At 62.9% G+C, this 12380-nt stretch carries 8 protein-coding genes; 2 read left to right on the top strand and 6 right to left on the bottom strand.

All coding sequences use genetic code 11. From position 1 onward, the window contains the following. Nucleotides 1-842, top strand: an 842-nt coding sequence (locus tag EN939_RS05840; RefSeq protein WP_164750891.1) for a L,D-transpeptidase family protein, incomplete at its 5' end; no start/stop codon positions are given. 64 nt (nt 843-906) lie between these two features. Here EN939_RS05840 and EN939_RS05845 read toward each other — a convergent pair. Beyond that, complete coding sequence (locus tag EN939_RS05845; RefSeq protein WP_127258087.1) at nt 907-1593, bottom strand: D-lyxose/D-mannose family sugar isomerase; 687 nt, start codon at nt 1591-1593, stop codon at nt 907-909. Nucleotides 1594-1783: 190 nt separating this feature from the next. On the opposite strand from EN939_RS05845, the gene EN939_RS05850 reads away from it, so the two are divergent. Next, entirely contained in the window at nt 1784-2842 is a 1059-nt protein-coding gene (locus tag EN939_RS05850; RefSeq protein ID WP_164749018.1) for a D-TA family PLP-dependent enzyme, read from the top strand. 27 nt (nt 2843-2869) lie between these two features. Here the strand turns inward: EN939_RS05850 and EN939_RS05855 are convergent, their stop codons facing one another. From EN939_RS05855 to EN939_RS05875, 5 genes are all read right to left on the bottom strand, one after another. Further along, nucleotides 2870-4456 (bottom strand): tetratricopeptide repeat-containing sulfotransferase family protein, encoded by a 1587-nt coding sequence (locus EN939_RS05855; protein WP_236383329.1) that lies wholly within the window; start codon nt 4454-4456, stop codon nt 2870-2872. Between the two features lie 85 nt (nt 4457-4541). After that, nucleotides 4542-5225: an outer membrane protein gene (locus tag EN939_RS05860; protein ID WP_127267277.1), complete on the bottom strand. Its 684-nt coding sequence runs from the start codon at nt 5223-5225 to the stop codon at nt 4542-4544. A gap of 189 nt (nt 5226-5414) precedes the next feature. Continuing rightward, nucleotides 5415-6176 (bottom strand): heme ABC transporter permease, encoded by a 762-nt coding sequence (locus tag EN939_RS05865; RefSeq protein ID WP_127267278.1) that lies wholly within the window; start codon nt 6174-6176, stop codon nt 5415-5417. 138 nt (nt 6177-6314) lie between these two features. Beyond that, nucleotides 6315-8096: a glucan ABC transporter ATP-binding protein/ permease gene (locus EN939_RS05870; protein WP_127267279.1), complete on the bottom strand. Its 1782-nt coding sequence runs from the start codon at nt 8094-8096 to the stop codon at nt 6315-6317. A gap of 511 nt (nt 8097-8607) precedes the next feature. Further along, nucleotides 8608-12380, bottom strand: a 3773-nt coding sequence (locus EN939_RS05875; RefSeq protein ID WP_442919525.1) for a GH36-type glycosyl hydrolase domain-containing protein, incomplete at its 5' end; no start/stop codon positions are given.

A 12380-nucleotide genomic window follows, 5' to 3' on the forward strand; every position in this document is an offset into this window, starting at 1 on the left:
GTGCACGCTTCTCGCCAGGCCTGATCGACGGCCGCCAAGCGGAGAACTTCAGCCGGGCAGTCGGTGCGTTTCAAGCGGCCAACGGACTGCCTGCCGACGGCAAGCTTAACCGCGAGACATGGGACAAGCTGGTCGCGAGCTCCTCGCGCCCGGCGCTTGAGACCTACGAGTTGACGCGCAAGGATGTGCGTGGACCGTTCACCAGGCGAATTCCGGCGCGCATGGAGAGGATGGCCCGCCTGCCCCGGCTCGCCTATCACAATGCCCTGGAAAAGATGGCGGAGCGCTTCCACAGCAGCGAGGAACTGCTTGAACGGCTCAATCCCGGCATCGGCTTCAGGAAGGCGGGGCAAAAGCTGCTGGTGCCAGCTGTAACCCGAGGTGATCCGCCGCAAGACATTGGGAACGTCGAGGTCGACAAGAGCGCTCGCCAGGTTCGCGTGCTCGACCCTTCCGGCAAAGCGCTTGCGACGTACCCCGCCTCGATCGGGAGCCAGGAGAAGCCCGCGCCGAGTGGCGAGGCAGAGGTCAAACGCGTGGTGCGCCACCCAACCTATCACTACGATCCCGAGTTTGCCTTCAAGGGGGTGAAGACGAAGCGCCCCTTCACGATCGCTGCCGGGCCGAACAATCCGGTGGGATCGGTCTGGATCGATTTGTCCATCGATAGTTATGGCATTCACGGGACTCCGGACCCAGGCAAGATCGGAAAGACCTTCTCGCATGGTTGCATCAGGCTGACCAACTGGGATGCCGAAGACCTCGCCTCCGAAGTGCAAAGAGGCACAAAGGTCGTCTTCAAGGAAGAAGCGGCAGGATCGGTCGAACAAGGATCGCAGTAGGCAGGCGCCACGGGCTAACTTTCGACCGTGTGACTGGCGTCACCGAAGGCGTAGGGCGGCGCCCCTACCCCAGCCACTTCTCGTAGTCGGACACCAGCAGATGGACCGGGGCAACGTCTTCGTCGATGTTGGAAAAACGGCCGATCGGTTCGCGAAACACATTGTCGGTGAGATCGTCATTGACGGTCGAGACCTCGCCGATCAGCACGTCCTTGCCCTCGGCCCAGAAGGCATGCCAGACGCCGGGCAGCAGCGTGACGCTCTGGCCCGGGTCGAGCTTCAGGAGCCCGCCCGCGGGCAGCCTGTGGATGGTTCCGTCGACCGGCACCGAAACCTCCGCCTTGGGATCGATGCCGCCGTCGCGGTCATGCATGAACAGTTCCAGCACCAGCTTGCCGCCGCCACGGTTGATGATGTCCTCGGCCTTGATGTTGTGGCGGTGCATCGGCGACAGCTGGTCCTTGCGCGAGATCATGATCTTCTCGGCATAGAGCATACCCATGCCCTTCTTCATGTCCTCGTAGCGGCCGTTGCGAACGGTGAACAGGAACAGGCCGAGTTCCCTGAATTTCTCTTGCCCGTAATCGGTGATGTCCCAGCCGAGCCGCGAGGTGAATACGGCCGACGAGTCGACCTGACGCGCCTTGGCCTCCTGCGGCGACCAATAGGCGAAGGGCGGCATGATGTAGCCGAACGAGCGGATGAAAGCGTCGGCTTCGCGGATGATGTCGTTGATGGCGGAGCGCTTCATGATCATGATCCCTTCGTATCGATTTGTCTGGCAGATCGCATAGCCGAACGCCGATGCGGTGTCGATCCATCTCGCCGTCCTGTCCGGCGTTGCGCAGGGCGTATGGACCACAGATCCGCTTGCCTGGCCGCGTGACATCACGGATTTTCAGGGCCATAAAACCCGCGGATTCCTCATGGGGTGAAAGATGATGCCGACCGTTCACGATCTCGATACGCCATCCATCCTGATCGACGCCGCGCGCGCGGAAGCCAACATTGCCCGCGCCCAGGCGCATGCCGACAAGAACGGGCTGAAGCTCCGGCCGCATATCAAGACGCACAAATTGCCCTACTGGGCGAAGAAGCAGATAGCGGCCGGCGCCGTCGGCATCACCTGCCAGAAGATCGGCGAGGCCGAGGTGATGGCCGATGCCGGGCTGAACGATATTTTTCTTCCCTACAACATCCTTGGGCGCGCCAAACTGGAACGCCTTCTGGCGCTGCACGGGCGCGTCACCCTGTCGGTGACAGCGGACAGCATGGAGACGCTCGAAGGGCTGGCAACCACCTTCACCGATGCCGGCCATCGTTTGCAGGTGCTGGTCGAATGCGACACCGGCATGGGACGCTGCGGCGTGCAGTCGGCTGATGAAGCGGTTGCGCTGGCAAGACAGATCGACAGAGCCGGTGGCCTCGCCTTCGGCGGACTGATGACCTACCCGGCCGCCGGGCGGGCAGCGGAGGCCGAAGCCTGGCTCGCCGGGGCCAAGCAGGCACTTGCCGCGTCGGGCCTCGCCTGCGACCGCATCTCCAGCGGCGGCACGCCGGATATGTGGCGCTCCAGCGATACATCCGTTGTCACCGAGTATCGTCCAGGCACCTACATCTATCTCGACCGCTATCAAGTCGCCAAAGGCGTCGGCGGCCTCGACGACTGTGCGCTGACGGTGCTGTCGACGGTGGTCAGCCATCCCACAGCGACGCGCGCTATCCTCGATGCCGGCAGCAAGGCGCTGTCCAGCGACACGCTGGGTCTCGCCGATTTCGGCGAGTTGCTCGGCGTGTCGGGAGCGCGGGTGACGGGCCTGAGCGAGGAGCACGGCACCGTCACGCTTTCGGGCGACGGCAAGCTGCGCATCGGCGAGCGCGTGCGTGTCGTGCCCGACCATTGCTGCGTCGTCACCAATTTGTTCAACGAGGTCAATCTGGTCGACGGCGACAAGGTGCTGGAAACGCTGCCGGTGGCCGCGCGGGGAAGGATGGGGTGAGACCGACGCGCCCGAACTGAACGCCACTCAGCGTTGAAGAACTGGACCCAGCGCCGCTTTCAATGGATCGAGGGCGTCGCCGTAGAGTTTCCAGCGCTCGACTGAGGATGAATAGATCGGCTGGCGCACCTGCCAGCGGCTCGGCGTCCGCACCGTGCGCTCGGTTTCGTGGAAACGGAGGCAGGCATCGTCCCATTCGATCCCGAGGAACCCGATCAATCCACGCGCTCGGTTTTCGAAATCGGCCACCGTTTCTTCGTAGGGCATGTCGTGGATATCAAGCGGGACGACCTTGGCCCAATGGCGCATCAAGCGATCATATTGCCGGTAATACTGCCCCAGCTTGTTCAGATCGGCATTGTAGCCATGCGCTTCGGAAAAATTATGCATGAAACAGGACGTGCAATTGTCCATCGGGTCGCGCCGGCAATGGATGATGCGGGCATTTGGCAAGATGAGGCTGATGAAGGCCAGCAGTTCGAAATTGTGCGGCATCTTGTCGACGACCAGCCGCGCCTTGCTGTTGCGCTTGTTGAGATCGTCAAGATATTTCGAGCCAAGCACTTTCGCCTTGGCCGGAGTGAGCGCCGCCATAGCCTTGGTGAAGACAGAAGGATCGAGCTTGTCGAACCCGAGTTCACCGGCCAATGAGCGAATGGTCGGCAGTTCGCCCGCGCCATAGATTTCGCGATGACTGGCGCATATCTGCTCGGTCAGCGTTGTTCCCGACCGTGGCATGCCGACGATGAAGACCGGGCGTCTCGACGGATTTCCCAATTTCGACCGCGCCGCGAAGAAGTCGGCATCGAAAGTGTCGATGAAACTGTCGTAAAGCTGGGTGTGCCGGTCAATGTCGAAATCATTGCCGGAAATTGCCTTGGCCTGCGCGAAATGGCGGATGGCCAGGCGATACTCGCGCTGATCGTTGAGCATCTTGCCGGCGGCGTGGTGCAGCACCACCCGCTCGCGATCGGTTGTCATGGGCAATTCCAGGCGAGCCCGTATTAAAGGCAACGCTGGATCGTCCTTGACCGCCCGGCGCGCTAGCGCCATTCCGGCCAGCGCCTCGACATGGCTCGGGTCGATGGCAAGCGCGCGGCCAAAACATTCGACCGCCTCGGCCTGCCGGCCGATGTCGGTGAGCAGATCGCCCATACCGGCAAGGGCCGTCAGCGACTGGCTGTCGACCGCCAGCGCCCGGCGATAGAAACCTTCGGCGACGTCGCCCTCGAGCTGGCTGCGGTAGGACCGGCCGAGATTGCACAAAGCTTCGATGAGCCGGCCGTCGAGCGCGATCGCCTTCTTTAGATGTTTGCGGGCGCGCTCGATGTCACCGGTGACATTATAGGCGTTGCCGAGATTGTTGCGGAAGATAGCGTTGCCCGGTTCGAGCTTGACCGCCCTTTCCATATAGGCAATGGCGGCGTCATGATGCTCGGCCTCGATGGCCAGAGTGCCCATGAGGTTCAGCGCCATGGCATTTTTCGGCTGCGTGCGAAGCACCGTCTGGTAGCAGAACTCGGCCTCGCGAAAACGCTTGCGCCGTTGCAGGTCGATGCCGCGCTGCAATGTCTTTTCCGCCGGTTCACCGGCGGTCGGAAGGGAGGCTGGCATTATTGCCGGCAGACCCAGAGGTTGCCGGCGGGGCAAAAGCGGCATCCGTCAAATCCAGGTCGCGGCTTGTGACAGGCCGGTCAAATCAGAACTTGTAGATAACGCCAAACTGCAGATTGTGGGAGTACAATTTGGCATCCTTGTAGGTATTGCTGCCGTCATTGTCGTCCAGATCGACGTTGGAGACGGCCTTGAAGCGATAGCCGAAATCGAGGTCGACATTCTGCGTCACCGCATAGGTGACACCGGTTCCCAACTGGCCGGCGAAACCCCAGCCGCCAGGCCCATATCCAAAGTCGTCACCGTCAAAATGGGTATCGGCGGTAACATAAGCTGCGCCGATACCGCCGCCGACATAGAGCTTGGCATCGCCAAAATGCGCAACGTCGGCCCAGACATTGGCGAGCAGATAGGTCGCTGACAAATTGCCGGCCGCATCGCCTGAGTTGAAGACAACACCGTCGTAACTGCCGCTAAAAGAACTTGCTTTGTAGCGCGCGTAGGACAATTCGCCTTCGACACGAAACACATCGTTGATGCGCCGACCGACAGCACCGCCGATCACGAAGCCAGTATTAAGATCGACTGAATACCGAGAACCATCGTAGTCCGTCTTCACATCATTGGGGAAACTGGCGCCACCAAACAGTGTGACATACCAGAGATCCTCGGCCCTCGGGGCGTCGACGACAGCATCGGCGGCGTGCGCCGAACTCCAGCCAAGCCCCAATGCGAGTATCGATACCCCAGCCAGCAAACGCAGTTTCATCGTCGATTCCCCGCTCAATAACACTGAATGGCACTCAGCTCGGCTCAGGGGAAGATGTCAACGGACGGACGAAGTCGAGGCGACCTTTTGGGACACCTCGTTGCTATACAGCAACACAGCAGCATTGTTCAGGCGAAAGCAGGAGTAAGGTTGCTGCTGGTCGCAATTCGAGCGGCGAGAGGGGGAAACCTAATCGCGTCTCTCTGCCTGCCTAGCCGCGACCCGTCTCATGGCAATCACCCGGCGGCGGCGGATTTCGGTGCGCATCGCCATCAGGTGCAGCGCGAAGAACAGCACGGTGAAGCCGAGCGCCATCACCAGCAGCGGCCATAGCAGGCTGGGGTCGATGGTGGAGCCGCCCATGCGGAACACCGAGGCCGGCTGATGCAGCGTGTTCCACCAGTCGACCGAGAACTTGATGATCGGGATGTTGATGAAGCCTACCAGCGTGATGATGGCCGCGGCCCAGGCGGCGCGGCTGGCATCGTCGAGCGCGCGGGTCAGCGCGATGATGCCGAGATACATCAGGAGCAGCACGAACACCGAAGTCAGCCGAGCATCCCAGACCCACCAGGTGCCCCACATCGGCTTGCCCCAGATCGAACCGGTGATCAGCGCCAGCGCGGTGAAGACGGCGCCGATGGGCGCTGCGGATTTCAGCGCGACATCGGCCAACGGATGCCGCCAGACGAGCGTGCCGAGCGCCGAGACCGCCATCAGCGTGTAGCACATCATGGCGAGCCAGGCGAAAGGCACGTGGATATACATGATGCGGACGGTGATGCCCTGCTGGAAATCCTCAGGCGCGGCGAAGCTCATATAGAGCCCCACGGCGAGGATCAGTGTGGCGATCGTGGCCAGCCATGGCACGACCTTGTCCGCCAGCCCGACGAAGCGCGTCGGGTTGGCGAGATCCATCCAGCCGGTCAGGCGTGAAGTCGTGTCGCTCATGCGGTTCTACATAAACCGCCAACGCGTTTGGGGCAATCGAGCGGTGGTGTCGCAGACGCAATTGGGGCGGCCGTGCCTGTACTCTCACCCGGACCTACGGTCCGACCTCCCCACAAGGGGGAGGTAAAAGAAAGAGGCTCAGGCAGCCGCTTCCTGCTGTTGCTGCACGGTGCGGCTGAGGCGGCGAACCTCCTCGTCGTTGAGCAGGCCGCCGGCGCGCAGCAGGCTGGCGAAGCGGCCATTGCGCAGCGACAGCTCGGTGAAGCCGCCCATCTCGACCACCCTGCCCTTGTCCATGAACACGACCAGATCGGCGTCGCGAACGGTGGTCAGGCGGTGGGCGATGATGAAGGTCGTGCGGTCGCGGCGCAGCTCGTCGATCGCTTCCTTGACGCGGTCCTCGGTCTCGACGTCGAGCGCGCTGGTCGCCTCGTCGAGCACCAGGATCGGTGCGTCCTTCAGCACGGCGCGGGCAATGGCGATGCGCTGACGTTCGCCGCCCGAGAGCTGCCCGCCACGTTCGCCAACCACCGTGTCGTAACCATTGCTCTTCGACAGGATGAAGTCCTGTGCGGCAGCCGCATTGGCGGCGGCATGGATCTCGTCATTGCTTGCATCGGCGCGGCCAACACGGATGTTGTCCTCGATCGAGCGGTTGAGCAGCCCAGCATCCTGGAACACGGTGGCAATCGAATGGCGCACCGACTTGCGGGTCACGGTGCGGGTGTCGATGCCGTCGATCAGGATACGGCCATGGGACGGCGAGAAGACACGCTGCAGCAGGTTGATGAGCGTGGTCTTGCCGGCGCCCGTCGGGCCCACGATGGCGACGGTCTGGCCGGCCTGCACCTCGAAGGACACGTCGTCGATGCCTTGGCCGGAATTGGCGAATTCGAAGCCGACATTCTCGAAGCGGACATGGCCGGTGACGTTGGCAAGATCGCGCAGGCCGTCCGGCTCGGCGGCATCAGCCGCGGAGTCCTCGAGATGGTAGAAATCCTCGAGCTTGGCACGGGCCTCGGAAATCTGGTTTGCGAAAGCCGACATCTGGTCGAGGCGAGCGATCAGCATCGTGGCAAAACCGGTGAAGGCAATGACGTCGCCGACACCCAACTGACCACGAGTGACGAGATAGGAGCCGATCGACAACACGATCAGCATCGAGATTGCCGATGACAGACGGTGCAAGGCATTGGCCAGCGCCCACCAGTCGAGAACAGGGTTCTGCGCGTCGAGCAGGTTCTTAACGTAGCGGCGCAGCGTATCGGCCTCGTGGCCGAGGCGATTGTAGCTCTGCAGCACCGCAACGTTGCTGACCGAGTCGGTCACATGCGCGAACACCTTGTGGTAGTGGCGCTCGACCGCGGCCTGGCCCGCCTTGGTGCGGCGCATGACCATCCGGCCGATGCCGACATAGAGCAGCCCGAGGCCAAGCAGCACCAGCGACATGCGCAGGTCCATGCTGATCGCGGTCGGAACCAGCAGTACGAGGGCGACAGCCGTGGACAGATGCTGGCGCATGAATTCGAGCCAAAGGCTGAACAGGGTTTCGACGGCGCGCAGCATCGTATGCAGCGCATTGGAGGTGCCGTGCTGATGGTGCCAGGCGAGCGGCATGGTGATCACGCGCTCGAAGGACTCGCAAAGCACTTCGCTGCGCCGGGCATGGGCAAAACGGTCAGCGCCGCGCGCCACCATGACGAAAGCAACGATGTTGAAGGCGCCGAGACCGGCCCACATGACCAGCGTGGTGAAGACAGAGCCACGCTCGGAGATGGCGCCGATGACGCGACCGAACATAATCGGCTCGAGAAGCGCTACGATGGCGAGAGCCACGTTGGCCGAACAGATCAACGCAACGCGTTTCCTGTCCGCGGCCAGATAACCGAGAGCTCGCCAGTAGATTTGCAGAAGGGTCACCCCAGTTACTCCGCCACGCTGTTTATTGTGCACTGCATCATTTTATTCGTACCGGTTGATACGTCGCAAAACAATGGCCGTGTACCCCTTCAGTTCCCTTAGAGCGAACAAAAGATGGCGACGTTCCGAAATCTGCCGTGATCACCTAACGGTTTGAGAAGACAGGTAAAATGTCAGGCATGCGGCGAAATCATGGCAGTTGGCACGTGCTGCCACAATTTTAGTCAGCAACAATGTCGGACGGATGACTAAGGCCGAAATCGCCTTCAGTGAAGTATAGAACGAAACAAAGCTGCATGATGCCCCTCCATGCGAAGGAAGGGCCAACTCTCACTGCTCGTGGCGCCCCCTATCGGACGCCTCAAGCCTTTGATTTCATGCACTCCTCGGTGGCATGTCCTTCAATCGGCAGGCGGCAACGCCAGGCGGGACGGTGCCTCTCATCCCGCCGCGGCGGCAAAAGTCGCGCCCCGGATCCCAGGCCCGAGCGCATAGTTTTTGAGCACATGCATCAAGCCGGGATCCGGATGACCACCTCGGCAACTTCGCCGTCCTTCAGTTCGACTGCCGAACCCTTGGCCTTTGTCCCATTCACCTCCAGCGACACGGCCTTGGCCTTATTGTCGCGGATGACGCGAACCTTGAGTTCCGCCCCCAGCATTTTGAGATTTGCCGAGTAGCCGTCCCAGTGGCTCGGCAGCTTCGGCTTGAACTGGACACGCTTGCCGCGCCGCTCGATGCCCAGGATGCCTTCGACAGCAGCCCTGTAGAGCCAGCCGGCAGAGCCGGTGTACCAGGTCCAGCCGCCACGGCCGCCCTTGCCGTTGCCGGCAGTGTCGTCCCCGGCATAGATATCGGCCGCCACGACATAGGGCTCGACACGATAGTGCTCGGCCGTGGCCTCGTCGGTCGCATGGTTGACGGGGTTCAGCATCGAGAAACAGCGATAGGCCTCGTCGACCTGCCCCATCTCGGCGAGCGCGATGACGAACCATGTGGCGGCATGGGTGTACTGGCCGCCATTCTCGCGCACGCCGGGCGGATAGCTCTTGATGTAACCCGGGTCCTTCTCCGTCTTCGAGAAGGGCGGCGTGAACAGTTTGACGATCTTCAGCTTGTCGTCCACAAGCAGCTTCGTTGCTTGCTCCATCGCGGTGGTCGACCGTGCCGGATCGCCCTCTCCCGAAAGCACGCTCCAGGACTGGGCGATCGAGTCGATCTTGCACTCCTGCGAGTTGCGAGACCCCAAAGGGGTGCCGTCGTCGAAACTGCCGCGCCGGTACCATTCGCCGTCCCATGCGGTGCTCTCAAGCGCCCGCTTCAGCACATCGGCATGCTTTGCCCAGGCCTGTGCTCGCTTGGCATCGCCCTCGGCCTTGGCGACGGGGGCGAAATCGCCCAGCGTCTTCAGCAGGAACCAGCCGAGCCAGACGCTCTCGCCCTTGCCGTGCTCGCCAACGCGGTTCATGCCGTCGTTCCAGTCGCCGCCGAGGATCAGCGGCAGGCCCGCGGGGCTGCTGCGCTTGATGGCGAGATCGAGCGCACGCGCGCAATGGTCGTAGAGCGACGCCGTCTTCTTCGAGATTTCCGGGGTGAAGAAGGCATCGTGTTCGCCCTCGCCCAGCGGCTGTCCATCGATGAACGCCAATTGCTCCTTGAGGATGGTGGCATCGCCGGTGACCAGCAAATAGCGCGCCGTGGCGTGGGCAAGCCAGACCACGTCATCGGAGATCAGCGTGCGTACGCCAGCACCCGTGCGCGGCAGCCACCAGTGCTGCACGTCGCCTTCGGGGAACTGCCGCCGTGCCGCATTGAGGATCTGGTCGCGCGCCAGTTGCGGGTCATGCGCCAGCAGCGCCAGCGTATCCTGCAACTGGTCGCGGAAGCCGAAGGCACCGCTGGCCTGATAGAAGGCGGAGCGGGCACGGATGCGGCAGGCCAGGCTCTGATAGGGCAGCCAGTGATTGACCATGGCGTCGAGCGCCTTGTCAGGCGTCTCGACCTGGATGGTGTCGAGGAAGCCGCGCCATTCGCGCTCATTGTCGGCCAACCGCTGGTCGAAGTCCTTGACCTTATGCTCCTGCACCAGCGCGCTCGCCTCCTCGGCGGACTCGGCGTCACCGAGCAGCCAGAGCAGCGTCACGTCGCCGCCAGCCGGGATCTCGACGTCGCGGGCAATCGCCGCGCATGGATCGTCGCCGGCCTCGACACGGCCAGACAGCGCTGCACCACTCAGCACCGCCTGCGGCAGCTCGCTGGAGCCATGCCGGCCCAGGAACTCCGTCCGGTCTGTCGTCACCGAATGAACGCCGCCGTCAGCCGCGAGGAATGCAACGCGCTCGCCGAAATCCAGCCCGTAGGGGTTTTGTGCCAGCAGCGCCCCGCTGGCGGCATCCCGCGACGGGACGATGGTTGCCGCAGTGCGCGACCGGTGCCCGCCGAGCACCCATTCGGCATAGGCATAGACACGCAGCCGCGCCGGCACCGAGCCGGAATTCTGGATGCGCAGCCGCGAGATCTTCAGCGGATCGACCGGATCGACGACATGGGTGAGATCCATCGACAATGGTCCGCGCTTCGAGCGGAAGGTCGAGAAACCCTGGCCGTGCCAAGCCTCGTAGGTCATCGTGGGATCGCGCACCACGGCAGCGAGCGGCGAGAATGCCTTGCCGCTGGCCTGATCGTAGATATAGAGGCCCTCGCCCGGCCGGTTCGAGACCGGATCATTCGACCACGGCGTCAACTGGTAGTCGCGGCTGTTTCGGCTCCAGGTGAAGGCAGCGCCCTCGGCGGAGGTATGGAAGCCGAACGAGGCGTTGGAGACGACGTTGATCCACGGCTGCGGCGTCGTGCGCCGGCCGGCCAGGCGCACGACATAATGCCGCCCGTCGCCGTCGAAACCGCCAAAGCCGTTCCACTGGCTGAGACCGCTTCCATCAGCGCTGACATTGGCCACTGCCTGCGAGGCAGGAGTATGCGTCGTGGGTGTCGGCGACGGCAATTCACGCGGAATTGGCAATGCTGCCAGAGCGTCGCGCGCCTGCAGAGCCGCGGCCTCGGCGCGCTCGATCTGGTCGAAGATGGTGCCGTTGCGCGTGTGCAGGACCACCCGGGCGACAGCGAGCAGCGTCTTGTAGGTGGTTTCGTCCATGAGATCGCGGCGCACCGCGAATATGTGCTGGCGAGGTCCGAGCTCCTTGCCGCGCAGGCGGCTGTTTTCGCACAGCGTCTCGACCGCCCGCTGCAGGTCCTGGACATAGGAGGACGCCTGCTCGTTGACGACGACGAAGTCGATCATCATGCCGCGGGTGCGCATATATTCCTGGAAACGCAGCGCCTGGGCAACGATTTCGAGATCGGCGACGTCGCCGATCCTGACCAGGAAGATCGGGAAATCGCCGGAAATGCTTGTCGGCCACAGGCTCGACTGCTTGCCCAGCCCCGAGGCGATGGATTCAGCGGGAAGACGCAGGAACGGATCCGGATAGATCAGATAGCGCGCCAGCTTCTGCACATTGGCGGCATCGGTCAGACTGAGGCCCATATGGCGGGTCTGCACCTGGCTGCGCGTCCAGGCAAGCATGGCCTGGCGGGCAAAGCTCTCCGGATGGTCGAGGCGGGCGATGGCTTCGTCCAGCTCGGTGCGGCCAGCGCCGACGACGGTCCAGAAGGTCAGCGATATCTTCTTGTTGGCCGGCACGCGCACCTGGCGGCGCAGCGAGGCGACGGGATCAAGCGTAAAGCCTGAATGGCCGCCCAGCCTGGCGCCCGGGTCGAAAGCGGCCGCATCGACGATGGTACGGCCACGGCCGATGAAGGCGCGCCTGTCGGTCTCGGCCTCGGCATCGCGCGCCGATCCGGACGGATCGGTGACGAAATGCACCATGGCGATATCGGGCTCGCTGGTCTCGCGCTTGCGCCGCGTGGCGAAGATCGCCGCGTTGTTGGCAGAGATTTCGGTTTCCACGAACATCTTCGAGAATGCCGGATGCGCGTTGTCGGACGCCTCCAGGCCGAGCACCAGTTCGGCAAAGGAGGTCACTTCGATGTGACGGTCGGACGGACCGTCATTGTAGAGCGTGACCCGACGGCCCTCGCCATTGCCTTCCGAGATGACAATGCATTCGACCTCGGAGCGCAACGTGCCCACGGATTTGACGAAGCTCGCCTTGTCGTCGGAGAACAAGGTCTGCGCCTTTTCCTCGGCGGCGCGCTTCGGTTCGGCTGTAGCCGACCACCAGTCGCCTGAGCCTGCGTCACGCAGGAAGATGTAGGAGCCGAGCC

Source organism: Mesorhizobium sp. M7A.F.Ca.CA.002.05.1.1 (assembly GCF_003998335.1).
Lineage (GTDB): Bacteria > Pseudomonadota > Alphaproteobacteria > Rhizobiales > Rhizobiaceae > Mesorhizobium.

What these genes read in the sequence shown, in the direction of transcription:
- EN939_RS05860 (WP_127267277.1), bottom strand. Translation starts at nt 5,225, where the DNA reads ATGAAACTGCGTTTGCTGGCTGGGGTATCGATACTCGCATTGGGGCTT.
- EN939_RS05855 (WP_236383329.1), bottom strand. Translation starts at nt 4,456, where the DNA reads ATGCCAGCCTCCCTTCCGACCGCCGGTGAACCGGCGGAAAAGACATTG.
- EN939_RS05850 (WP_164749018.1), top strand. Translation starts at nt 1,784, where the DNA reads ATGCCGACCGTTCACGATCTCGATACGCCATCCATCCTGATCGACGCC.
- EN939_RS05845 (WP_127258087.1), bottom strand. Translation starts at nt 1,593, where the DNA reads ATGAAGCGCTCCGCCATCAACGACATCATCCGCGAAGCCGACGCTTTC.
- EN939_RS05865 (WP_127267278.1), bottom strand. Translation starts at nt 6,176, where the DNA reads ATGAGCGACACGACTTCACGCCTGACCGGCTGGATGGATCTCGCCAAC.